This window comes from Constrictibacter sp. MBR-5, assembly GCF_040549485.1.
GTDB lineage: Bacteria > Pseudomonadota > Alphaproteobacteria > JAJUGE01 > JAJUGE01 > Constrictibacter.
The window spans coordinates 109,765-133,273 of record NZ_JBEPTK010000004.1 but is presented as its reverse complement, the minus strand read 5'-3'; the positions used below and the strand labels follow the sequence as shown (position 1 = coordinate 133,273).

24 protein-coding genes are annotated in these 23,509 nt (G+C 67.6%); 11 read left to right on the top strand and 13 right to left on the bottom strand.

Annotated elements, in window-relative coordinates; genetic code table 11:
* The 5 genes from fliE to ABIE65_RS10600 are packed head-to-tail and all read left to right on the top strand — an operon-like array spanning position 1 to position 5,028.
* A complete protein-coding gene (fliE, locus tag ABIE65_RS10620; RefSeq protein WP_354077584.1) occupies positions 1 to 306 on the top strand; it encodes a flagellar hook-basal body complex protein FliE in 306 nt (101 codons plus the stop codon).
* Positions 307 to 366: 60 nt separating this feature from the next.
* The gene (gene fliQ / locus ABIE65_RS10615; protein ID WP_354077583.1) at positions 367 to 633 is read left to right on the top strand and encodes a flagellar biosynthesis protein FliQ; all 267 of its coding nucleotides are present in this window, start codon (positions 367 to 369) and stop codon (positions 631 to 633) included.
* Between the two features lie 4 nt (positions 634 to 637).
* The gene (gene fliR / locus ABIE65_RS10610) at positions 638 to 1,393 is read left to right on the top strand and encodes a flagellar biosynthetic protein FliR (protein ID WP_354077581.1); all 756 of its coding nucleotides are present in this window, start codon (positions 638 to 640) and stop codon (positions 1,391 to 1,393) included.
* A gap of 3 nt (positions 1,394 to 1,396) precedes the next feature.
* On the top strand, positions 1,397 to 2,461 hold the full coding sequence (gene flhB, locus ABIE65_RS10605; protein WP_354077579.1) for a flagellar biosynthesis protein FlhB: 1,065 nt from the start codon (positions 1,397 to 1,399) through the stop codon (positions 2,459 to 2,461).
* Entirely contained in the window at positions 2,458 to 5,028 is a 2,571-nt protein-coding gene (locus tag ABIE65_RS10600) for a PAS domain-containing protein (RefSeq protein ID WP_354077577.1), read from the top strand. The genes flhB and ABIE65_RS10600 overlap by 4 nt, the downstream gene beginning before the upstream one ends.
* Before the next feature lie 9 nt (positions 5,029 to 5,037).
* Here ABIE65_RS10600 and ABIE65_RS10595 read toward each other — a convergent pair whose 3' ends face one another.
* On the bottom strand, positions 5,038 to 5,364 hold the full coding sequence (locus tag ABIE65_RS10595; RefSeq protein ID WP_354077575.1) for a DUF1491 family protein: 327 nt from the start codon (positions 5,362 to 5,364) through the stop codon (positions 5,038 to 5,040).
* Between the two features lie 156 nt (positions 5,365 to 5,520).
* On the opposite strand from ABIE65_RS10595, the gene ABIE65_RS10590 reads away from it, so the two are divergent.
* On the top strand, positions 5,521 to 5,727 hold the full coding sequence (locus ABIE65_RS10590; RefSeq protein ID WP_354077573.1) for a cold-shock protein: 207 nt from the start codon (positions 5,521 to 5,523) through the stop codon (positions 5,725 to 5,727).
* Between the two features lie 210 nt (positions 5,728 to 5,937).
* Positions 5,938 to 8,745: a PAS domain S-box protein gene (locus ABIE65_RS10585; RefSeq protein WP_354077571.1), complete on the top strand. Its 2,808-nt coding sequence runs from the start codon at positions 5,938 to 5,940 to the stop codon at positions 8,743 to 8,745.
* On the opposite strand, the gene ABIE65_RS10580 is transcribed toward ABIE65_RS10585, so the two are convergent.
* Entirely contained in the window at positions 8,726 to 9,142 is a 417-nt protein-coding gene (locus ABIE65_RS10580; RefSeq protein ID WP_354077570.1) for an HPr kinase/phosphorylase, read from the bottom strand. The two genes, ABIE65_RS10585 and ABIE65_RS10580, sit on opposite strands and share 20 nt — an antisense overlap.
* A 126-nt stretch (positions 9,143 to 9,268) precedes the next feature.
* On the opposite strand from ABIE65_RS10580, the gene ABIE65_RS10575 reads away from it, so the two are divergent.
* Complete coding sequence (locus tag ABIE65_RS10575; RefSeq protein WP_354077569.1) at positions 9,269 to 9,544, top strand: hypothetical protein; 276 nt, start codon at positions 9,269 to 9,271, stop codon at positions 9,542 to 9,544.
* Between the two features lie 18 nt (positions 9,545 to 9,562).
* Here ABIE65_RS10575 and polA read toward each other — a convergent pair whose 3' ends face one another.
* The 6 genes from polA to ABIE65_RS10545 all read right to left on the bottom strand — a co-directional run bounded on the left by polA (position 9,563) and on the right by ABIE65_RS10545 (position 14,798).
* Positions 9,563 to 12,394, bottom strand: a complete 2,832-nt coding sequence (gene polA / locus ABIE65_RS10570; RefSeq protein WP_354077568.1) for a DNA polymerase I — start codon at positions 12,392 to 12,394, stop codon at positions 9,563 to 9,565.
* On the bottom strand, positions 12,391 to 12,570 hold the full coding sequence (locus tag ABIE65_RS10565) for a zinc-finger domain-containing protein (RefSeq protein WP_354077567.1): 180 nt from the start codon (positions 12,568 to 12,570) through the stop codon (positions 12,391 to 12,393). Before ABIE65_RS10565 ends, polA begins: the two co-directional genes overlap by 4 nt.
* 166 nt (positions 12,571 to 12,736) lie before the next feature.
* Positions 12,737 to 12,886 carry a hypothetical protein gene (locus ABIE65_RS10560; protein ID WP_354077565.1) on the bottom strand — a complete coding sequence of 50 codons (150 nt, stop codon included), beginning with the start codon at positions 12,884 to 12,886 and terminating at the stop codon, positions 12,737 to 12,739.
* A 116-nt stretch (positions 12,887 to 13,002) separates the two neighbouring features.
* Positions 13,003 to 13,452 (bottom strand): host attachment protein, encoded by a 450-nt coding sequence (locus tag ABIE65_RS10555; RefSeq protein WP_354077564.1) that lies wholly within the window; start codon positions 13,450 to 13,452, stop codon positions 13,003 to 13,005.
* 57 nt (positions 13,453 to 13,509) lie between these two features.
* Positions 13,510 to 14,205, bottom strand: a complete 696-nt coding sequence (locus ABIE65_RS10550; RefSeq protein WP_354077563.1) for a CBS domain-containing protein — start codon at positions 14,203 to 14,205, stop codon at positions 13,510 to 13,512.
* Positions 14,206 to 14,486: 281 nt separating this feature from the next.
* Complete coding sequence (locus ABIE65_RS10545) at positions 14,487 to 14,798, bottom strand: c-type cytochrome (RefSeq protein WP_354077562.1); 312 nt, start codon at positions 14,796 to 14,798, stop codon at positions 14,487 to 14,489.
* 234 nt (positions 14,799 to 15,032) lie between these two features.
* Between ABIE65_RS10545 and ABIE65_RS10540 the strand changes: the two genes are divergently transcribed.
* From ABIE65_RS10540 to ABIE65_RS10530, 3 genes are all read left to right on the top strand, one after another.
* Positions 15,033 to 16,679 carry a GMC family oxidoreductase gene (locus tag ABIE65_RS10540; RefSeq protein WP_354077560.1) on the top strand — a complete coding sequence of 549 codons (1,647 nt, stop codon included), beginning with the start codon at positions 15,033 to 15,035 and terminating at the stop codon, positions 16,677 to 16,679.
* A gap of 206 nt (positions 16,680 to 16,885) precedes the next feature.
* On the top strand, positions 16,886 to 17,197 hold the full coding sequence (locus tag ABIE65_RS10535; RefSeq protein ID WP_354077559.1) for an NIPSNAP family protein: 312 nt from the start codon (positions 16,886 to 16,888) through the stop codon (positions 17,195 to 17,197).
* 78 nt (positions 17,198 to 17,275) lie between these two features.
* Positions 17,276 to 17,872, top strand: a complete 597-nt coding sequence (locus tag ABIE65_RS10530) for a peroxidase-related enzyme (protein WP_354077558.1) — start codon at positions 17,276 to 17,278, stop codon at positions 17,870 to 17,872.
* Between the two features lie 691 nt (positions 17,873 to 18,563).
* On the opposite strand, the gene rutA is transcribed toward ABIE65_RS10530, so the two are convergent.
* The 5 genes from rutA to ABIE65_RS10505 form a co-directional block, all read right to left on the bottom strand.
* Entirely contained in the window at positions 18,564 to 19,634 is a 1,071-nt protein-coding gene (rutA, locus tag ABIE65_RS10525) for a pyrimidine utilization protein A (protein ID WP_354077557.1), read from the bottom strand.
* Between the two features lie 71 nt (positions 19,635 to 19,705).
* Positions 19,706 to 20,500, bottom strand: a complete 795-nt coding sequence (locus ABIE65_RS10520; protein WP_354077556.1) for a methyltransferase domain-containing protein — start codon at positions 20,498 to 20,500, stop codon at positions 19,706 to 19,708.
* Between the two features lie 112 nt (positions 20,501 to 20,612).
* Positions 20,613 to 21,392 (bottom strand): enoyl-CoA hydratase-related protein, encoded by a 780-nt coding sequence (locus tag ABIE65_RS10515; protein ID WP_354077555.1) that lies wholly within the window; start codon positions 21,390 to 21,392, stop codon positions 20,613 to 20,615.
* Positions 21,393 to 21,402: 10 nt separating this feature from the next.
* Positions 21,403 to 21,936, bottom strand: coding sequence for an NADH-quinone oxidoreductase subunit B family protein (locus ABIE65_RS10510; protein ID WP_354077554.1), 534 nt, complete (start codon positions 21,934 to 21,936; stop codon positions 21,403 to 21,405).
* A 17-nt stretch (positions 21,937 to 21,953) separates the two neighbouring features.
* The gene (locus tag ABIE65_RS10505) at positions 21,954 to 23,483 is read right to left on the bottom strand and encodes a hydrogenase large subunit (protein ID WP_354077553.1); all 1,530 of its coding nucleotides are present in this window, start codon (positions 23,481 to 23,483) and stop codon (positions 21,954 to 21,956) included.
* Between the last annotated feature and the right edge of the window lie 26 nt (positions 23,484 to 23,509).

The window sequence follows — 23,509 nt, the reverse complement described above, 5'->3', positions numbered from 1 at the left end:
ATGGCCATCAATCCCCTCAGCGCTGCGGGCGCATACGCGAACGCATCGAAAGTCGGTACGTCGCCGGGCATGGAAGCCCGGGGCGGCGGCAGCAGCTTCGCGGAGATGATCAAGGACGCTGGCCGCAGCACGGCGCAGGAACTGCGCGGCGCCGAGCAGCTGTCCGCGAAGGCGGCGGCCAAGGAAGCCGACCTGCTGCAGGTGGTGAACGCCGTCACCAATGCCGAGGTCAGCCTCCAGACCGTCGTGGCCGTGCGCGACCGGGTCATCCAGGCTTACCAGGACATCATCCGCATGCCGATCTGACGCCTCGCGGCCGCTGGTCGCGAGGTATTTTTTTATCCGGCGAGTTATGGTGAAGATCCGATGAATGCCGCCGACGTGCTCGACGTCTCCCGCGATGCGATCATCGTCACGATGCAGGTGTCGGCGCCGCTCATGGTGATCGCCCTCGTCGTCGGCGTGACCATCTCGCTGTTTCAGGCACTGACCCAGATCCAGGAGATGACCCTGGTGTTCGTGCCGAAGATCCTGGCCGTGTTCGCGGGAACGCTGGCGTTGATCCCCTTCATGCTCTCGTCGATGACCGGGCTGATGGAGCGGATCGCCGATCGCATCGTGAACCAGGGTTAGGCTGGTGCTGGAGCGTCTGGTCCTCGTCGACGTCCTGACGTTCTTCCTCGTGTTCTGCCGCGTGGGATCGGCGGTGATGGTGCTGCCCGGTTTCGGCGAAGCGATGGTCTCGCCCCAGGTGCGCCTGCTCCTGGCGCTGGCCGTGACGCTGGTGGTCGCTCCAGTCGTCGGACCGACGCTCGCCGGCGTGCCGGGCGGGCTCGAGGTGCTGCTGATCACGGAGATCGGGGTCGGACTGTTCGTCGGCGCTGCCGCGCGGATGATGATGTCGGCGCTGCAGGTCGCCGGCAACGTGATCGCCTTCCAGACGAGCCTCGCCGGAGCGATGGCCTTCGATCCCATGTCCAACACGCAGACGCCGGTGACGGGCACGTTCCTCAGCACGCTCGGGCTCGTGCTCGTCTTCGTCGCGGACCTGCATCACCTGATGCTCGCGGGCATCGTCGAAAGCTATCGCCTGTTCGTTCCGGGGCAGCTGCCGCCGATCGGCGACTTCGCCGAGGCGGCGACGCGGATCGTCGGCGATTCCTTCCGCATCGGCATGCAGCTGTCGGCGCCGTTCCTGCTGGTGGGCATCCTCGTCACCGTCGGGATGGGGCTGCTGTCGCGCCTGATGCCCCAGGTCCAGGTTTTCTTCCTCGCGGTGCCGGTACAGATAATGATCGGCCTGCTCGTCCTGGCGCTGACGCTCAGCTTCGGCATGACCTGGTTCCTGGAAGGCTACGAGCAGAGCCTCCGTACGCTGTATTTCGGAGGCTGAGCCGTGGCGGACGAGAGCGATTCTTCCGAGAAGACAGAAGACCCTACGCAAAAGAAGCTCGATGATGCGCGCGAGAAGGGGCAGGTCCCGTCGTCGCGCGAATTGAACCACTGGTTCATCATCCTCGGCGGGACGCTGTTCGTCATAATGTCGCTGCCGTCGCTCGCCACGGGGCTGGCGGCGGCCATGCAGAAATTTTTGGAACAGCCTCACGCGCTCGCCGTGGAGGGGGACGACGCCCGGGCGATGCTTCTCGACATGGCGGGCAGCGTGGGTCTGCTGCTGGCGCTGCCTTGCGTCCTGATGATCGCGGCAGCGATCGCCCCCGGCCTGTTGCAGACGGGCTTCCTGCTGTCGACGGAATCGCTCAAGCCGAAGCTCGAGAAGATCTCGCCGATGGGCGGCTTCAAGCGCCTCTTCTCGCTGAAGTCGGTGCTCGAGTTCATCAAGGGCCTGCTCAAGCTGGCGATCGTGACGGCGGTCGCGACGATGCTGCTGCTCCCCGAGTTCGACCGTATCGAACTCACGGCCGGAATGGAGATCGAGGATCTCCTCGTCATGCTGCAGACCCTGACGCTGAAGCTGCTCGTCGGCGTGCTCGCGGTGATGTTCCTGATCGCTGCTGCCGACATCCTCTACCAGCGTTTCGACCACATCAAAAAGCTGCGCATGTCGCGGCAGGAGATGAAGGAGGAGTTCAAGCAGTCCGAAGGCGACCCGATGATCAAGCAGCGGCTGCGGCAGCTCCGGATGGAGCGTTCGCGCCGCCGCATGATGGCGGCGGTGCCGACAGCCGACGTCGTCGTGACGAACCCCACTCACTTCGCCGTCGCCTTGAAGTATGATCCGGATACGATGTCCGCGCCGCGCTGCGTGGCGAAGGGCGGTGACAATCTCGCGTTGCGGATCCGCGAGGTGGCACGCGAACATGGCGTGGCCACGGTCGAGAATCCGCCGTTGGCGAGGGCGCTTTTCGCGTCTGTCGAGATCGATCAGGAGGTTCCGACGGAACATTATCGCGCCGTCGCTGAAGTCATCAGCTTTGTGTGGAAACTGAAGAAGCGATGACCGATCGGACCGTACCCCGATCGCTGCGACCGCCCGCCGCGCGGCACGTGACCGTTCCGGAAGGACGACGCGAGACTGCCGCGCCGCCGATCGATGCGCACGGCCGCCCGTCTTCGCTCTGGCGGACCTTGCTGCTGCTCCTGGTCGGTGCGATGGCCGGATCGGCGCTGACCCTGTCCATGCGTCAGATTTCCGGGGGAAGGGCAGATACCGCGACCGTGACGGCGGTCGGCATCACGGTCCTGGTCCTTGTCCTGATCGGCGGCGGCTGGCTGGCCGTCTTCGCGCTCAGGGCCCGCCGCGACCGGCGAACGGCGGAAATTCTCGCCGCCGCCGGCGATGCCCGCCCCGATGCGCAGGTCATCGTCGACGGGCGCGGTAACGAAGTCTTCGCGAACAGGGCGTTCAACGACCTGGTTGGTGCGGAGGGCGGCTCGGCCCAGTCGCGTCTGCGCGCCTGGCTGTGCAGGTCGTCCAAGGCTGTCGAAGCTTTCAACGATCTGGATGCGCAGGCGAAAGGCGGAGTGGCAAGCACGCGTGACGTTTTCCGGCCCGACGAGGCGGGGCATCGGCACGCTTACGAGGTGTCCGCCCTGCCGGTGCCCGGCGACGAACCGCGGGTCGTCTGGACGTTTCGCGATGCGACGTCACACCATGCGCTGGTCGAAGCCATGCTCGCCGACCAGCGCAAACTCGCGGACTTTCTGGAGAGCGCCCCTCTAGGGTTCTACTCCGTGGACGCCGATGGCCGTTTCCTCTTCGTCAACGGCGCCTTGGCGGGTCTTCTCGGCGTCGCTGCGGAAGATTTGATGGGCGGCAACTGGCGCCTGCACGATTTCCTCGTCGAGGTTCCGGTGCCGGGTACGCCCGGGCACTCGCCTTTCGCAAATCCCGCGGCAGCGGAACGGGGGGAAACCGTGCTTCGCGGGGTCGGTGGGCGGCCGATCCAGGCGCAGATCACGCAGAGCATCGTGCCCGGCGAAGCGACCGGCACGCTCATGACCCGCTCCGTCGTCCGGGATCTCCGGCCCGAACGCGAGTGGGAGCAGGCGCTCAAGGCTTCGGAACTGCGCTTCCAGCGGTTCTTCGAGGAGGCGCCCGTCGGCGTGGCGCTTCTGGATCACGATCTGCGGATCTCCGAGGCCAACCCCACCTTCGCGACCCTCATCGGGCATGATCGTGCGGAACTCGGGGGCATGCCGTTCGTCGACCTCGTGCGCGTGCCGGAACGAGCCGACGTCGCGGCGAAGCTGGTCGCAGCCCGGGAGGGCGGCGGGGCCACCCCGATCGAGGTACCGCTGGCGGGGGGCGGAGACCGGACATGGGCGCTCTACGCGCGTCCCCTCGAAGACGCTGCAGGCACCGGCCTGATGCTCCACCTCGTGGAGACGACGCACCAGAAGCGCCTCGAGGTGCAGTTCGCCCAGTCCCAGAAGATGCTCGCCGTCGGGCAGCTGGCCGGAGGCATTGCCCACGATTTCAACAACCTGCTGACGGCGATGATCGGATTCTGCGACCTGCTGCTGCTGCGGCATCAGCCGGGCGACGCGTCGTTCGCCGACATCATGCAGATCAAGCAGAACGCCAACCGGGCGGCCAACCTCGTTCGCCAGCTGCTCGCCTTTTCGCGTCAGCAGACCCTGCAGCCGCGCATCCTGAATTTGACGGACACGCTCGCCGAGCTCTCTAACCTGTTGCGGCGGCTGATCGGCGCCGGCATCGACCTCAGCATGCAGCACGGCCGCAACCTCGGGCTCGTCCGGGTCGATCAGATCCAGTTCGAGCAGGTCATCATGAACCTCGCTGTGAACGGCCGGGACGCGATGCCGAACGGCGGCGTGCTGACGATACGCACCTCGAACGCGAGCTTTCCCGTCGACCGCGTCGTGGGACGCGAGACCATCTTGGCGGGCGAGTACGTGCTCATCGAGGTGATCGATACCGGCATGGGGATCCCGAAGGAGAACCTCGACCGGATCTTCGAGCCCTTCTTCTCGACCAAGGAAGTCGGCTCCGGAACCGGTCTCGGCCTCTCGACCGTGTACGGAATCGTCAAGCAGACGGACGGCTACGTCTTCGTCGACAGCGAGCCGGACAGCGGCGCACATTTCTCGATATACCTGCCCCAGTACAAGGGCGAGGCTACCGTGGCCCATCCCGCCCGCATGGACTCCGCGTCGGCGGACCTGACGGGCAACGGCACGGTCCTGCTGGTCGAGGACGAGGACCCCGTCCGCCTGTTCAGTGCGCGGGCTTTGCGGAACAAGGGCTACAAGGTCCTGGAGGCTCGCTCCGGCGACATGGCACTGCAGGTTCTGGATACCGCGCCGGACCATGTGGACGTCGTGGTGACGGATGTCGTCATGCCTCGAATGGACGGTCCCACCCTGATCGGAAAGCTCCGCGAGCAGCGGCCCGATCTCAAGATCATCTGCATCTCGGGCTACGCCGAAGGGGCCTTCCGCCAGAAGCTCGAGACGTTCCCGGACGTCCATTTCCTGCCGAAGCCGTTCAGCCTTCAGCAATTGGCGAGCAAGGTGAAAGAGGTGCTGGCGGCGGACCGCTGAATCGCGCCGTCAGAGGATCCTTTCGCCGAGGGGATGCCGGCCGGCTCTGTCCTCGACTTCCACCACCCAGAGATCGGGGTCGCGTGCAACCTGGCGGTCGATATAGGCGTCGGCTTCGGCGGACGGCACCGGGTTGGCGCCGGTGCCGCGCATCCACGCCGCTTCTCCTTCGGCGTCGCGCGTCTGCGTGAGAACGACGGCAGTCCCGTCCAGGAGGTCCAGCCTGATCAGGATCGCCCCCGCATCCTCGTACCCCCGTCGCAGCAGTGTCGCGGCGCGTCCGGCAGCCGCGCTCGCGCGAAGGCAGGCCTGGACCAGTAGTTTCGCCTTCAGCATCTGTACGTTCCGTCTTCGTCCGGCGGCGGTGCCGCGGTTCGCGCCCATCTTCTCACGCGGGCGCCGGAACTACATGGTCGCCGGTCGCGTTTGAAGAAGACGCCAGCCGCCCGCTCGGCTGGCGACACGCTAAACGACAGAGCGAGAGAGATCCCTATGGCCGTCGGTACAGTCAAATGGTTCAACGCCACGAAGGGCTATGGCTTCATCCAGCCGGAGAGCGGCGGCAACGACGTGTTCGTGCACATTTCCGCGGTGGAGCGGGCCGGACTGGGTTCCTTGTCGGAGGGGCAGAAGGTCAGTTACGAACTGGCGAAGGACCGCAACGGCAAGATGGCGGCCGCGAATCTGGAAGAGGTGTAGGCGCCTCTGTCATGTGTCGGTCGCGGGTCGGTCGGCACTTTCTTGAATTTTAACGGCTGTTCAACGCAACGCCCCTAGCGTTGCAGGCTCGACGGAGCGAAGACGCGCGCCGCCGATCTGTTTCGCGGGGGCGTGCTTTGAGGGGTCTGCCAGAAGCGGCTTTGGGCGTCCGGTCACGGGTCTGGCTGTCGAGCGGTTCGCCGAGCAGCCATGCGGCCTGATCGTGCATGGAACTCGGCTCCGCACGCTGCTGCGAAACGGCGGGCGATAGGCTTCGCTGGCGTCGCGATCCTGGCCGTCCTCGGATACATGTTCGTCGGCCTTCTCCAGGCGCGCCAGGAGAACCGCACCCATGCCCTGAGGCTGGCCCACAACCTCTCCGCACTTCTGGCCACCCATCTCCAAGAGCTGTTCGGGGTCGTCGCTTCTCAACTCGATTTGGCGGCCGATGGCGTCCGCGACGCATCGTCGGCGACCGAGGCGCGAGCGATCCTCCGACGTTCGTCATTCCACAGCCCGATCATTGCGGGAATGGCGGTCTACGACCGGTCCGGCCGCTTGTTGCACACGGTGGGACGGCGCGGCCCGCTACTCGCGGTGACGGACGAGCCGATCGACCTCGGGATCAAGGTCGAGCCCGTGTCGCCAGGCGACCTCCTGCCGGTGTGGAAGGCTCGCTTCGACCGATCCGGGGTACGATTGGGGGCGATCGTCGCCTTCATCGATGTTCTGGAACTCCGCCGCCTCATCGGGTCGCTGAACATCGGCGGTATGGGAAGCGCCGCCATCTGGCGCAACGATGCCGTTCTTCTCGTCCGTTCACCACACGATCCGAGCGCGATCGGGCGAACGTTCCCCGGCGGACCGGCCTGGACGGCGCTGCACCACGGCAGCACGCCCGCGGCGGCCACGCGGATCTCGCCGATCGATGGCGAAGGCCGGATGCATGCCATTGCACGGCTGGCCAACGTGCCCATCGCCGTATCCGTCGGCTTGAGCGAAGGCGATCATCTGATCAGCTGGTGGTCGCGTGCTTTGGAAACGGCGGTGATCACCCTGGCGGTGGCGCTGATCATCGCTCTCCTCGGCGTGACGCTGCTCCGCCGGATATCGGCGCAGGAGGCCGCGGAACTGGCACTTCGTGCCAGCGAGCGGCGCCTGAGCGAGGCGCTGGAAGGCGTTCGCGACGCCGTGTGGGAATGGGATCTGGCGACCGGCGAATTCTTCCTATCCTCGGTGTGGGACCGGATCGTGGGTCGTTCCGAGCCACGTCCCATCCGCGCGGAGGCGCTGCGTGCGCTCGTCCATCCTGCCGATCTCGCGATGGTGAGGGCGCGGATGCGCGACCATGTGAAAGGCCAAACCGATGCTTTCGAGGCGACACATCGCGTCCGGCACGCGTCCGGCGATTGGATCTGGGTGCAGGTCCGCGGGCGCGCCATGCGGGACGAGGCGGGGCGCGTGCTGCGGGTGGTCGGGACGCTGAGCGACGTGTCCGAGCGCGTCTCGACGGAACAGCGTCTGGCCGCCAGCGAGCAACGCCTCCGCGACATCGTCACGGCCATGGCCGACTGGGCGTGGGAGACCGACCGGACTCACCGGATCGTCTGGATGTCGGACTCCGTCGAGCGCGTCATCGGGGTGGCGGCGGATTGGCACATCGGCAAGCGGTGGAGGGAGTTCGACATCGTCGCAATCGATGCCAAGGCCCGCGAAGCCTTGGAGGAAGCGATTTCGTCGCGGCGTCCGTTCCGCGACATCGAATATGCTCGCCGCACGCCGCGGGGCGTGCGCTGGATCCAGGGCAGCGCCGTGCCGAAGTTCGACGAGAACGGCGAATTCGCCGGGTATCGTGGCACCGGGCGTGACGTCACGGACCTGCGCAGCGCACAGCGACTGCTGCGGGACGCCCTCGAGACCATGCCCGCGGGCGTGGTCCTGTTCGATGCGGACGACAGGCTGGTCCTGTCCAGCGAGCAGAACAAGAGCCTTCTACCGGGTCACCCCGACCTTCACAGGGAAGGGGTGACGTTCGAGGAGGTGATCCGCCTATCGGTCGCGCGGGGGCTGCTGCCGGATGCGATGCAGGATCCCGAGCGTTGGATCAAGGCACGGCTCGACAGGCACCGCGCAGCCAACGGCGCCATCCTCGTCCACTACGAGGACCGTGTTCTGGAAGTCTTCGAGCACCGCACGCACGACGGCGGGTGCCTGATGCTGCGCTTCGACGTCACGGAGCGGGAGCGGCTCGGCGAGCGCCTGCGACAGGCCAAGGACGCCGCGGAGGCGGCCAACACCGCCAAGTCCCAGTTCCTGGCGAACATGAGCCACGAGCTGCGCACGCCGCTGAACGCGATCATCGGGTTCTCGCAACTCCTCGAAAGCGAGCTGCTGGGGCCGTTGGGCAACGAACGCTATCGTGAATATGCAGGCGACATTCGCGACAGCGGCGAGCACCTGCTCACCATCATCAGCGACATTCTCGATCTGTCGCGCGTCGAGGCCGGACGCATGGTCCTCGAACCCGTGGACACGGACATCGTCGAGCTGTTGCGGACCGGCGAGCGCTGGGAGAATGAGCGGGCGACGCTGGAGGGGGTCGAGTTGCGGCTGGACGTCCCGGAACGCGGCCTGCGGTGGACGGTGGATCCGACCCGGCTGAAGCAGGCGATCGTCAATCTCGTCTCGAACGCGGTGAAATTTACCCCGCGCGGGGGGATCGTCACCCTGTCGGCTGCCGAGGAGGGCGGGCGCCTCGTTCTGCGGGTCACCGACACCGGCGTGGGCATGACCGCCGCACAGGTTCATCAGGCGCTCCAGCCGTTCGGCCAGGTCCAGAACGCGATGTCGCGCAAGCATGCCGGGACGGGCCTCGGCCTGCCACTGACGAAGGCGCTGGTCGAACTTCATGGCGGTACGCTGGAGATCGACAGCCGCACCGGGCAGGGGACGGTGGTCGAGGCGTCGATTCCGGCGCGGAGCGCTCAGAAGCGGCAGGTCAGCGAGGCTGCCGCCTGACGGCGAGCCTTATCTTCGCCGCAGCCGATGCCTCGAAGGGCGTGAGCGCGAGGGCTGGAACCTCGAACCGGCCGAGGCGGCAGAAGGATGGCTCCGGCATCCGCTCGACGACTTCGGGACGGACCAGATCGACCAGCAGGACGATCTCGGCGCTCGGCAGATAGGGCATCGGGATCACGCCGATTCCGCGGACCTCCATGCGGCCCGCAATAGCCGCCGGCGAAGCCGCCCGCAGCACACCGTCGACATCGAACAGGTCCACCCGATCGTCGGCCACCAGGTCGGCCCCTTGGTCGATCAGGCGCAGTGCGAGGTCCGACTTGCCGGCGCCCGATGCGCCTCGAAGCAGGACACCCCGGCCATCGATCGCAACGCATGTGGCGTGAAGCCTCGGCATGGAGGGACGCTGCGGCCCCTGCGTCGGCTGTGTCAACGGTCCGGTCCCGCCTGCGCACGATGGGGCTGGCCCGGCCGAGCCGAAGCCGGCACATTGCGGGCCTCTGCCAACTCCGAGGTGCACGTCGTGTCAGAATCGTTCCGGTTCGCGCAGATCGTCTGCTGGGTCCTTCCCGCCACGGTGGCCGGGTGGAACTGGGGAATGGGCATCGCACTGCTGACCTTCGGCGCGCAGATGTTCTCCGCACCGTCGCTCACGCGGATGTACGCCTTGTGGAAGGCGCGCCGCGGCGACGTGCAGGCGGAAGATGTCCAGCGGTTCAATCTCGTGGCCAACCTGCTCGCCGGAATCGCCTTCGCTCTGCTCGCCCGCGCCGTGGTCGGTCCGGACGCCGCCGTCTGAGCGCAGGCCGGGCCGTGGTCAGTGGGCTTCGCCCCAATGCCGGCCCGTGCCGGTATCGACGACCAGCGGCACACTGAGCGATGCGGCGCGCTCCATCACCCCCTGGACCAACGCCGCGGTGCGCTCCGCCTCCGCTTCCGGCACCTCGAACAGCAGTTCGTCATGCACCTGCAGAAGCATGCGCGCCCTCAGCCCCGCATCGCCGAGCGCCTTCGGGATACGTACCATCGCCCGCTTGATGATGTCGGCCGCCGAGCCCTGGAGCGGCGCGTTGATCGCGGCGCGCTCGCCGAAGCTGCGCTTCGCCGGGTTCTTGTCACGGATGTAGGGCGTATAGCACTTGCGGCCGAAGATCGTCGTGATGTGGCCGTGCTCGCGCGCGAACGACTTGGCCCGCTCCATATAGTCGCGGATACCGGGATAGCGTTCGAAATAGGCATCGATGTAGGCGCGCGCCTCGCCCTGCGGGATGCCGAGCTGGCGGCCCAGGCCGAATGCGCTGATGCCGTAGATGATGCCGAAATTGATCGCCTTGGCCTTGCGCCGCACCTGCGGGTCCATGCCCTCGACCGGCGTCCCGAACACCTGGCTCGCGGTCATCGCGTGGATGTCGTAGCCCTCGCGGAAGGCCGTGCGCAGCGACTCGATCTCCGCGACATGGGCGAGCAGGCGCAGTTCGATCTGCGAGTAGTCGGCCGACAACAGGACGTGGCCGGGTGACGCGACGAAGGCCTGCCGGATCTTGCGGCCCTCCTCGGTGCGGACGGGGATGTTCTGCAGGTTCGGGTCGTTCGAAGACAGCCGGCCCGTCGTGGTCACCGCCATCGCGAAGGTCGTGTGGACGCGGCCGGTGTCGGGGTTGATCTCGTCCAGCAGGGCGTCGCTGTAGGTACTCTTCAGCTTCGAGATCTGGCGCCAGTCGAGCACCTTCTGGGCGAGCTGGCCGGCCTGTCCCGTGTCCTGGCCGGCCAGATCCTCCAGCACGTCGGCGCCGGTCGTGAAGGCGCCCGTCTTCGACTTGCGGCCCCCGGCGACGCCCAGTTCGCCGAAGATGATGTCCGAGATCTGCTTCGGCGACCCGATGTTGAATTCGTGCCCGACGATTTCGTAGGCGTCGGTCTCGATGGTGGCCATCCGCTCGCCGAAATCCTTCGACAGCGCGCGGAGCTGGTCCGGGTCGACCAGCACCCCGGCCTCCTCCATGTCGGCCAGCACCTGCACCAGCGGGCGTTCGATGGTCTCGTACACCGCCGTCATCCGCTCCAGCACCAGCCGGCCGCGAAAGAGCGCGTGCAGGCGGGCGGCATAGTCGACTTCCTCGGCCGCATGGGCCAGCGCACGGTCATGCGGCGCCTGGTCGAAGGTGATCGCCGCCTTGCCCTTGCCGATCACGCTCTCCAGGGATACGCAGGCATGGCCGAAATGCCGCTCGGCCAGTTCGCCGACCGTCAGTCCGCCCGAGCCGTCGAGCACGTAGGCCAGCAGGGTCATGTCGTCGACCGGCGTCACCCTGGCATCGAAGCGCTTCAGGGCGCGGATGTCGAACTTCAGGTTCTGCCCGATCTTCAGCACCGACGGGTCGGCGAGAAGCGGTTTCAGCAGGTCCATCGCCCGCTCGGCGGTGAGGGCGGCCGGCGCGTCGCCCGAAGCGGAAAAGTCCAGCTGCCCGTTCGCAATCGGCGCTGCGGCGAACGGAACGTAGCAGGCGCTGCCGGCTTCCAGCGCAAGGGCGATGCCGCAGACCGTTCCGCGCGACGGATCGGAATGGGTCGTCTTCACCGACAGCGCCACCGCGCCGGCTTCGATCGCCCGGTCGATCCAGGTTCGCAGCGTGGCCTCGTCCAGGACGAGCGTGTAGGCCACCTCGGCGGGCGGGGGCGGTGCTGCGTCCGCGGCGGGAGCGGCGACGGGCGCGCCGCTGCCGGCGAGCTGCCGCTCGGCGCGCGCGGTGATCGAGCGGAAGCCCTGCTCGCGCAGGAAGCCCAGCAGCGTGTCCGGGTCGGGCTGCCGCACGACGAAGTCGTCTATGCCCTCCTCGGTCGGCACGTCGGCGCGCAGGCGTACCAGATCGCGCGACAGGCGGGCCTGATCGGCGAAGGCGATCAGGTTCTCGCGCCGCTTCGGCTGTTTGATTTCGTGCGCGCGCTCGAGCAGTGCATCGAGGCCGCCATATTCGAGCACGAGCTGCGCGCCGGTCTTCACGCCGATGCCCGGCACGCCCGGCACGTTGTCGACCGAGTCACCGGCGAGCGCCTGCACGTCGACCACCAGTTCGGGGCCTACGCCGAAACGCTCGCGGACTTCTTCCGGGCCGATGCTGCGCTGCTTCATCGGGTCCCACATGCGGACGTGATCGCCGACCAGCTGCATCAGGTCCTTGTCGGACGACACGATGGTCACGTCCATTCCCGCCTCGGTGGCGATGCGGGCGTATGTTGCGATGATGTCGTCCGCCTCGAAGCCCTCGGTCTCGATGCAGGGCAGCGCGAAGGCGCGGGTCGCGTCGCGGATCAGGCCGAACTGCGGCTTGAGCTCGTCCGGCGGCTCGTCGCGGTTCGCCTTGTAGGCGTCGTAGAGGTCGTTGCGGAAGCTGGTCGCGCCCTTGTCGAAGATCACCGCGACATGGTCGGCGTGCATGTCGTCCAGCAGCTTGATGACCATGCTGCAGAAGCCGAACACGGCATTGACCGGCGTCCCGTCCGGCCGCGTCATCGGCGGCAGTGCGTGGAAGGCGCGGAAGATGTAGCCGGAGCCGTCGATCAGCCAGAGCGTGGGCCGTTCAGACGCCGCCGCCCCGGTCTCGCTCTTCCGCGTCTTGCTTTCCTGCGTCTCTGCCGCCGTGTCGGTCAATGCCCGCCGCCCGCTGCCGCCTTCTCTTCCTGGATGTATCGCCGCCCGCAATAGGGGCAGGTCACCTCGCCGGCATCGGTCATATGGAGATAGACGCGCGGATGCCCCAACGCGTCGCCGCCGCCGTCGCAAGCGACGACGTCCGTATCGACGAACAGAATCTCCACCGGCTCCATCCCAACGCCCCGCTGTGTTCCGGCCCCGGTCACCGCCTGGGGCGGATCACGGCGCGACCGGCATGGCAATCATCGCAGGCGCCGGATGATAGCGATTGCTGCGCGCGCTTCAACGATGCCGACACAGCGGGGGTACAGGGTGCTGCGCCGGTTGCGGCCCCGAAGGCTACGACCTGCCGGAGCCGTCCCCACCGGCGCCGGGACTCTCTTCCGCCACGTCGACGGACGCGACCGTCAGCACGGGGGTGACCCAGACACGCCGCGCCTGCGGGCGGGTGACCGTCTGAGCATTTTCGGTCTTCTCAGGGTCGGCCATAACCTGCTCTCCTTCTGATGCGGAGCGGACACTTTTGACTCTTTGAGCGAGGCTGTCGACATCCTATCGCTGCGGAGCTGGCGTCGGTCTCGGCCGGTTACCTCGGCCACGGCGCCTCAGGTCACGATCACGGCGTCAAGATGCCTTTTCAACTCCCGGTCGTCCGCCTTGGTCAGATCCTTGTCGATCTCGGCGGCGACCAGCGCACGCGCTCGCTCCGTGAGGACGTCGCGCAGGTCGCCGAGCATCTGCGGCGGCGCGACCAGGATCAGGCGCGTGTACGCACCTTCGCCTGCGGCACGGTCGAGCCGGTCGGCCAGTTCCTGCGCGAACCGCCGTTTCTGGTCGCGATGCGGGTCGGTGCGCGGTTCGATCGCATGACGGGCACCGCCGACGCTTTCGCTGACCCGGCCGGGCCTATCCGTGCCCAGGTTGCGCGAGGGCGGGTCGGAATTGACCAGCGGTTCCGGCGTCACGGGCTGGAGGCCCTTTCCGGGCCCTCCGTTCTCGACGATGCGTGCGCGCTGGCCGTCGGCGACCAGGATCCAGGTTATGGTGGGGTGCATTGTTCCTACTCTGCTGCCGGGGACGGGAGCGAGCGCTGGAGCGCGCCCGACACCCCGTTACATTCCGCCATAGGCCGGCAGCGACGGCTTGAGGTGGTTCTCGACTCTCCTCACCCCCGGGATCTCCTCGACGAGGACGCGGATCGCGGTCCGCCGCGCCTCCGAGTCGGCGAAGCCCCAGAGATGGACCACGCCTTCGCTGACGCTGACGCCGATGGGAAACGTGCCCGTCCAGCCAGCGGCGCGCAGGGCGGTGTCGACCTGCTCGCGCAGCGTCTCGTCGTCGGGGCTCGGCATCGGACCGAGCGGTTCGGCGGCCGATGCGAGCGCCCTCACCAGGTCCGCCCGCGAGATGATGCCGGCCAACCGGCCATCGCTCAGGACCGGCACACGCTTGATGTGCCGTTCTTCGAGAATCCGTGCGACCTCGGCGATCGGAGCGGCCTCGTCGACGGTTACGACGTTCCGGGTCATTACGTCGGCAACCGAGCGGGCGTGAGCCTTCACGAAGTCGGTGGCCAACCCGTCGGCGGAGGAGAAGAGGGACAGCCACCATGAGCGTGGGCGCTCCGTTCCCGTCTCCACGCGGAACATGAGATCGCCCTCGCTGACGATGCCGTCGATCTGTCCCTTCGCATTCACGACCGGCACAGCGCTTACGCGCCGTTCGGTCATGAGGCGCGCGACTTCGCGGACCGATGCGTCGGACGATACGGTCGCGACGTCTCTCGTCATGATGTGCTTGGCCTGCATCGGTACCTCCCGCATTCGCATTGTTATGATACTTAGAGGACTTCGGTGCGCCCGCGATTGATTCAAGTCAAATCACCGGGCTGCCGGCGACTGCATGACTCGTAAGAGATCGTGTCCCGTCGATTTGCCGTGCAGCGGCGTTTATTTCAGAACCCGAACCTGGCTGCGAGGGCGGCGGGTAAGCGAAGACCGCGGCAGGAATCGGAACACGCGTCGAGGCCAGTCGGGCATTTTGCCTTCCTCGTTGCCGGGCGTCGGACCCGGCTCTTCCGGCCGTCACATCAGGGCTGCTTCGAGAGCGTGGCGAGGTAGGCCATCAGATCCGCGATCTGGCGGTTCGAGAGGTCGAGCCGCGGCATCGGCGGATGCGGATCCGTCAGCCATGCATAAAGATACGCCTGCGTCCGGCCGGGCCGCGCGGCGATCTCGCGCAGCGGCGGCGCGACATCGGCACCGCTCGCCCCAGCCGCATGGCAGCCGCTGCACCATGTCTGGGTCAGCCTGGCGCCGTTGTCGGGATCGCCGGCAGCCTGCACGGGTGAGACGGCCAGAAGAAGCAGCGGCAGTAGAACGAGACGAACCGAGACCTGCATCCCATCGCTCCCTTGTGTGCCAGAGGCGCCCCGCACATCCTGCGCCGGAGTCCTGCAGATGCCAACGGTTCCGAAAGCGACAAGGGCAGCCTCGCACCGGCCCTGCTCGATAAGGACGACTGCCGGGACTGGCCCGTCGGGCGAGCGATCCGGGCGCATTGACCGGGCCCAGGCGCGCCAGCATCATTCCTCGGGCGGCAGCGGACCGCCGGTCTATGCGGCGAAGGATGGATGATGGCCAACGGGGCTGCGGACGCGTTCGACTATGTCATCGTCGGTGCCGGGTCGGCGGGTTCGGTGGTCGCGGCCCGGCTCAGCGAGGATGCGAACGTGACCGTCTGCGTGCTGGAGGCGGGTCCGCGCGACTGGAACCCGTTCATCCACATCCCGGCGGGCTTCATGAAGACGCTGGTGAACCCGGCGGTGAACTGGCTCTACCAGACCGAGCCCGGTGCCGGCATCGACGGTCGGTCCATCCATGCGCCGCGCGGCAAGGTGCTGGGCGGGTCGAGTTCGATCAACGGCCACATCTACAACCGCGGCCAGCGCATGGACTATGACGGCTGGGCGCAGATGGGCAATCGCGGCTGGGGATATGCCGACGTGCTGCCCTATTTCAAGCGCACCGAGCGTCGTGTCGGCGCGGCCGACGACGCCTATCGCGGCCGCGACGGCGCGCTGACCATCGAGGATCTGGCCTGGAAGCACCCGCTCTGCGACGCGTTCATCGACGGGGCGGTCAGCATCGGGATTCCGCGCAACCCGGACTACAACGGGGCCACCCAGGAGGGCGTGGGCTTCTTTCAGCGCGCGGTCCAGGGCGGCCGGCGGATGAGTGCGGCACGGGCCTTTCTGCGCCCCGCGATGAAGCGCCCCAATCTCGACGTCCGCACCAAGGCGCACGCGACCCGCATCCTGTTCGAGGGCAAGCGCGCCGTCGGCATCCGCTACCGCCAGGGCGGGACCGAGCGCGAGGTGCGGGCGCGGCGCGAGATCGTGCTCAGCGGCGGCTCGGTCAACTCGCCGCAGCTTCTCCAGGTTTCCGGCGTCGGATCGCCGAAGCTGCTCGGCGAGATCGGCGTTCCCGTCGTTCACGCACTGCCGGGCGTCGGCGAGAACCTGCGCGACCATTATCCGGTGCGCGTCGTCGGCCGGGTGAAGAACATCGCCTCGATCAACGAGAGTACCCGCGGCATCCGGCTCGTGAAGGAGGTGATGGACTATGTCGTCCGGCGCCAGGGCATCCTGACGCTGCAGCCGACGCTGGTGCACTGCTTCTGGAAGTCGCACGAGGCGCTCGACAAGGCCGACCTGCAGATGACCTTCACCCCGGCGAGCTACAAGGAAGGCGTCCAGTCGCAACTCGACGACTTCCCCGGCATGACGGTCGCCGCATGGCAGCATCGTCCGGAAAGTCTCGGCTATGTCCGCGCGAAGACCTCGGACGCGCTCCAGGCGCCGGCGATCCAGCCGAACTACCTGGCGCACGAGATGGACCGGCAGGTGCTGCTCGGCGGCATCCGGCTCGCCCGCCGCCTGCTGCGGACGACGCCGCTCGCACCCTATTTCGACGGCGAGGAGCTGCCGGGCGATGCGGCGATGAGCGACGACGAGCTGCTCTCCTTCGCGCGCCAGCGCGGCACCACCGCCTTCCACCTGATGGGCACCTGCCGGATGGGCCCGGCGACCGACCCCGCCGCCGTGGTCGACGATCAGTTGCGGGTGCATGGCCTCGAGGGGCTGCGCGTCGCCGACGCGTCGATCATGCCGACGATGCCGTCGGCCAACACGAACGCCGGCACGCTGATGATCGGCGAGAAAGCCTCCGACATGATCCGCGGACGGGCGCCGCTGCCAGCGGCAGAGCTGGTCGAGGCGTGACTCAGATGGCTTACGGAGCCATTGCAGGCGGAAGGATTAGGTCATCCCCTCCCTGAGGAGGCCCGCAGGGCCGTCTCGAAGGGCGGGGATGACCGGGCCACCGGCTGCCGAGCATTCTCGGTCCGCCCTCGTGCTTCGAGACACGACCTTCGGCCGCTCCTCAGCATGAGGGCTACTTGCATGACCATAATGGAAGGAAGAGGCAAATGCCCCTGTACGAACTGCGCACCTATACGCTCTACGTCGGCAAGATGGCGGAAGCCGTCGCCGTCTATCAGGAGTATCCCTGGTACGACAAATACTCCGACAAACTTATCGGCTATTTCCAGAGCGACATCGGCACGCTCAACCAGCTCGTCCACCTGTGGAAATACGACGACGACGCCGACCGGCGCCGACACTGGGCGGCGGTGTTCGCCGACCCGGTGTTCACCGAGTTCGGCAAGCGCATCCGGCCGCTGATCATGACCCAGGAGAACAGGCTGCTGCAGGCGGCACCCTGGGGGCCGCATCCCTGAGCGTGCTGCGGCTTGGCCCAGCCGGCCGGGGGCTGTAGGACTCCACGGCCCGATCCTCCGGCAGCAGGAGTGCCATCCGTGACCGAGTCCCCGTCCGCGCTTCCGATCTCGCGGTTCGCCGTGCCGTCCCTGGAGGACATGCCGGCCGACATTCGCGAGCGCATCCTGGCGGTGCAGGAGAAGTCGGGCTTCATCCCGACCATCTTCCTGGCCCTCGCCCATCGTCCCGACGAGTTCCGCGCCTTCTTCGCCTATCACGACGCGCTGATGGAGCGGGGCGGCAACCTCACCAAGGGCGAGCGCGAGATGATCGTGGTCGCGACCAGCGGCGCCAACCAGTGCCTCTACTGCGTCGTGGCGCATGGGGCGATCCTGCGCATCCGCGAGAAGAACCCGACGATCGCCGACCAGATCGCCACCAACTACCGCAAGGCCGACATCACGCCGCGCCAGCGCGCGATGCTCGACTATGCGATGAAGGTGTCGAAGCGCGCGGAGGAGGTCGACGACGCCGATTTCGCCGCCCTGCGGGCGCACGGCTTCGACGACGACGACATCTGGGACATCGGCGGCATCGCGGCCTTCTTCGCCATGTCGAACCGCCTCGCCAACATGATGAGCCTGCGCCCCAACCCGGAATTCCACATGCTGGGGCGCCAGCCGAAGGCGAAGTAGGGCCCACCGACCGAGTCCCCTCTTCAGTGTCGTCCCCGGACGTAGCGAAGCGGAGATCCGGGGATCCAGGGCAGGCGCTCAGGCTGCCGCTCTGGATGCCGGGTCGGTGGGGCTACGCCCCTTGCCCGGGGACGACATGCAAGGGAACACGCGCCGTCCCGGAAGCCGCACGTCCCCTTGTTTCGTAATGACGGTGAGGAGCTCACGCGTCGATGCACTCGACATTAGGACTATTTGCCGGTACACTGCGGCTCCGCTCCGGCGGCGCGCTGATGAACATCGTACAGAAGACCTGACGCCACGCCCTTCGGCGTGTGCCTAAGAGCGCTTGCGCGGCCAACCCATGAAAGGGAATGAAACCCCATCCCTCTCCGCCGCGCGCCTCCGTGCAACACTTACCGAAAACTGTTCCACAATGTTGCACGGCGACCGGGCTCCGCGCTGGGCACCCCCATAAAACCCCATAAATACCTATCGCCGCCCCCTTCAGTGTCGTCCCCGGACGCAGCGAAGCGGAGATCCGGGGATCCAGGGCGAGCGCTCAGGCTAGCCGCCTGGATCCCCGGGTCGGCGGGGCTACGCCCCTTGCCCGGGGACGACATGCAAGAGAACGCCTGCGATACCGGAAGCCGCACCTCGGCTTGTTCCGCAATGGCGGAGGGTGAAGGCATCGCGATCGGCGCGAGTGGTGTCACGCCGCGACCTTCACGTTGCTGCGGCTCTGCATCAGCGGCTGGATGCGCTGGCCGAACTGCTCCATGCCGATCAGGAAGTCGTCGAAGGTCAGCATCAGCCCCTTCGTGCCCGGCACGGTCGCGGCCTCGTCGAGCATGCGCGCGACGTTGGCGTAGGAGCCGACGATGGTGCCCATGTTGAAGTTGATGGCACCGTCCGGCACCAGGAACGCCTTGGCCGATGACCCGTCCGTCGCCGTGTGGTCGGCGCCGGCTTCGGAGAACATCCAGGCGATGGCGTCCTTGTCGAGGCCGTCGAGATAGTGCCGCCACTTGGCGTGCGCGGCCTCGTCGGCGATCACCATGAACAGGATGTAGCCGCCGACGTCGCGGCCCGTCTTGGCCGCCGCCTCCATCAGCCGCTCGGTGTGCGGCGCGAAGGCGGTCGGCGTGTTCACGCCGGCGCCCAGGAAGAAGTTGTAGTCGCCATACTCGGCGGCGAAGGCCATGCCGCGGTCGCTCTGGCCGGCGGCGACGATCTTCACCCGCTGCGACGGCTTGGGGCTGAGCTTGCAGTCTTCCATCTGGAAGTACTCGCCCTTGAAGTCGGAACGGCCCGTCTCCCAGAGCTCCTGCATCACGCGGACATATTCGGTGCTGTAGTCGTAGCGTTTGGCGAAATGCTCCTGGCCCGGCCACAGGCCCATCTGCTCGTACTCCGCCTTCGCCCAGCCGGAGACGATGTTGACGCCGAAGCGGCCGCCCGAGATGGAATCGATCGTCGAGGCCATGCGTGCGACGATTGCCGGCGGAATGGTCAGCACCGCGACCGAGGCGTAGAGGCGGATCTTCTCGGTGACGGCGGCGAGCCCGGCCATCAGCGTGAAGGACTCAAGGTTGTGGTCCCAGAACTCGCTCTTGCCGCCGAAGCCGCGCAGCTTGATCATCGAGAGCGCGAAGTCCATGCCGTAATGCTCGGCGCGCTGGACGATCTGCCGATTGAGTTCGAACGTCGGCATATACTGCGGCGAGGTCGTCGAGATCAGCCAGCCATTGTTGCCGATCGGGATGAAGACGCCGATTTCCATGACCTATGCCTCCAGGGCGTGTGTGTTGTGCCCCGGAATCAGCAAGTGTCATGCCATGGAGTGTCTGCCGATTAGGCGTTCTTCGCGACGATGAAGAGGCGCGGGAAGGGGAAGAGCGTCTCGCCGCCCTCCTGGGGCGGATAGAGCTTGCGCAGGCGCGCGCCGTATTCGTCGAGGAAGCGCGTCTGCTCGTCCGGCGTCAGGACGTCGAGGACGGGCCGCAGCGCGCTGCCCTTGACCCATTCGAGCACCGGATTCTCGCCGTGCAGGACCTGCAGGTAGCGCGTCTCCCAGATGTCGATCACCGACGCGAGGGGCTGCAGCAGGCCGTAATAGAAGCCGGTCGGCTGCACCCAGCGGCGATCGACCGAGGCGTGCAGTTCCGGCGTGCCGAGATCGAGGTCCTTCAGGACCTCGCGCAGCGCCTGGTGCGACGGTTCGGGCCAGCTCAGCGGCATCTGGACGGCCAGGACGCCGCCGGGCGCCAGCATCTCGAAGAGCCGCGGGAAGAGGGTGCCGTGCCCGGCCACCCAGTGCAGCATCGCGTTGGAGAACAGCACGTCGGCGGGCCGGGGCGGCTGCCATTCCGTGACGTCGGCTTGGCACCACTGCACGCTGGACGGCACCTTGCTGGCCTTGGCCAGCATCTCCGGCGACGAGTCCATGCCGATCACCGCCGCGTCCGGCCAGCGCTCCGTCATCACCCGGGCGATCTCGCCGCCGCCGCAGCCCAGGTCGACGGCCAGCTTCGGCGCGTCGTGGTCGATGCGGGCGAAGAGTTCGAGTGCGGGACGCAGGCGATGATCGCCGAAGCGGGCGTACTGCCCCGGATCCCAGGTGCCGCTGGCGCGCTTCTCTTCGGTCATGGCCGGCCTCGTCGGTTGTCGGAGCGCGGGCGTCTCGCCCGCCCCGTTTCACCGGTCCCGCGGCGGGGACGGGAGCGGGCGGGACGCCCGCGCTCCGGGATAAAGCGTGATCTTACCGATTCTTCCAATTCGGCTTGCGCTTCTCGGCGAAGGCCTTCGGGCCCTCGATATAGTCCTCGCTCTCGATCATCGCGGCCTGCGACGTGTAGACGTTGCGCACCGCACCCTCGAGGTTGCCCATGTCGAGGCCGTTGTAGACCGCCTGCTTGGAGGCGCGGATCGACATCGGCGAGCATCCGAGGACGAGCTTGGCCCAGCGCTTGGCGCCCTCCAGCGCCTGGCCGGCCGGGACAACCTCGTTGACGAAGCCGAGTTCCTTGCCCTCGGCCGCCGGCACGTGGCGGCCGGTCAGGATCATGCCCATGGCCTGCTTCAGCGGGATCTGGCGCGGCAGGCGATGGACGCCGCCCGCGCCGGCCATCAGGCCGACGCGCGGCTCGGGCAGGGCGAATTTCGCGTTCTCGGACGCCACGATGATGTCGCAGGCGAGCGCGATCTCGAAGCCGCCGCCCATCGCGACGCCATTCACGGCGGCGATCACCGGCTTGTCGAGATCATAGCGGTTGGTCAGGCCGGCGAACCCGGTCTTGGCGCGGCGGATCTTGTTGCCGGCGGCCTGGAACTTCAGGTCGTTGCCCGCGGAGAAGGCGCGGTCGCCGGCACCGGTGACGATGGCGACCCACTGGTCTGCATCGGCGGCGAAATCGTCCCAGACCTTCTCGAGTTCGAAGTGCGCCGGCCAATGCAGCGCGTTCATCACCTCCGGACGGTTGAGGGTGACGATCGTGATCGGCCCTTCCTTCTCGACCTTGCAAAACTCGTATTCGGCCATTGCGGCTCTCCTATTTTCGGGTCCGGACATTATCGGGCGTCGCTTCGAGCAGCGCCAGCAGGCCGCGCAGGAGCTGCGTCGGCGTCGGCGGGCAGCCGCCGATATGAAGGTCGACCGGTACCACATCGGCGACGCCGCCCGCCACGGCGTAGCTGTCGGCGAACAGGCCGCCACCGGCTGCGCAGTCACCGGCGGCCACCACCCATTTTGGTTCGGGTGTCGCCGTCCAGGTCCGCTCCAGCGCCTCGCGCATCGCCGTGGTCACCGGCCCGGTTACCAGAAGCACGTCGGCGTGACGCGGCGAGGCGACGAAGCGGACGCCGTAGCGCTCCAGGTCGTAGACGGCGTTGTTCAAAGCGTGGATCTCCAGCTCGCAGCCGTTGCAGGAGCCGGCGTCGACCTGCCTGATCGACAGGCTGCGCCCGAGGCGCCGCTTGGCGGCGAGGTCGACCGACTCGGCGAGTTCCGCCAGCGCACTCTCGGATGCCGCCGGCCGCGGCAGGGTGACGGGCCGGCGCAGCGCCTGCCAGAGGAGCCTACGCATGACGCGGATGCCTGCTGCTAGAGGTCATGGCCGGCATAGGAGCAGTTGAAGGATTTATTGCACAGGGGAAAGTCGGCAACGATATTGCCCTCGATCGCCGTCTCGAGCAGCGGCCACTGGAACCAGGACGGGTCGCGCGGCCGGCAGCGTTCGACGCGCTGGTCGGCACCGATACGCAGCCAGACCATCACGTCGCCGCGGAAGCCCTCGACGAGGCCGACGCCTTCGCCGGAGGAGGGGCCGAGTTCCGTCCGGTGCTGCCCGCGCGGCAGCCCGGCGAGGATCTGCTCGATCAGCTGCAGTGACTGCTCCACCTCGCGGATGCGGATCCAGACGCGGGCGTTGACGTCACCGTCGCGGCGGACCGGCACGTCGAAGCGCAGCCGGTCGTAGGGCGGATAGGGCGCATCCCGGCGCGCATCGAAAGAGCGGCCGGAAGCGCGACCGACGAACCCTCCGGCGGCGTAGAGCGCCACATAGTCGGGGCGCACGATCCCGGTCGAAACGGTGCGGTCCTGGAGCGATGCGGTCTGGTCGTAGAGGCGGACCAGACCCGGGAAACGCTTGCCGATCTCGGCCGCCGCATCGCGTATCGCCTGGATGCCGGCGGCGTCGAGGTCGCCGGCGGTGCCGCCGGGGACGATACGGTCCATCATCAGCCGGTGGCCGAACGCCGCCTCGGCGGCCTGCAGCATGCGCTCGCGCAGAATGCCGGTGTGGGCGTGCATGAGGGCGAAGGCGGCGTCGTTGCAGATGGCGCCGATGTCGCCGAGATGGTTCGCCAGCCGCTCCATCTCGGCCATCAGCGCCCGCAGCCAGACGGCGCGCGGCGGCGGTTCGGTTCCGGTGGCCGCTTCGGCGGCGCGGGCGAAGGCATAGGCGTAGGCGACGGTGCTGTCGCCGGATACGCGGCCGATCAGGCGTGCGGCACGGGCTAGATCGGTGCCGGCGAGCAGGCCCTCGATCCCGCGATGGACATAGCCCAGCCGCGCCTCCAGGCGGACCACGGTCTCGCCGCTGGCGTGAAAGCGAAAATGGCCGGGCTCGATGATGCCGGCGTGAACGGGGCCCACGGGAATCTGGTGCAGGCCGTCGCCCTCGACGGGCAGGAAGGGATAGGGCGGTGGGCCGTCCGGCGTCTCGGACGCCTGTTCCATGCGCTCGCCACCGGGCTCGCCGCCGAGCGGCGCGGCCTGCGGCCAGCGGCCGTGGTCGAGCCAGGGCCGGGCGTCGGCAGAACCGACGGGCTCGTAGCCGAACAAGTCGCGGATGGCGCGCTCCAGCCGGATGGCGCCCGGCCTGACTGCGGCGATGGAGGCGAACCGTCCTTTGGGACAGGGTACGGAGGCGACCGCGAAGGCGCCCGAGGCGGGATCGCGCAGGGCCGCATGGACGACGCCCGCATCGGCCCAGAGGTCGAACAGCTCCGCGTCGGATGCCGCCAGAAAGGCCGGCAGCGCGGGCTGGTCGTAGCGATCGAGGACCTGCCGCGGCCAGGGCCGGTGATGCGGCACCATCGTCCCGCGGAGCGTGTGCCCGCCGGTCATGCGCATGCTCCCACGGACGGGCAATC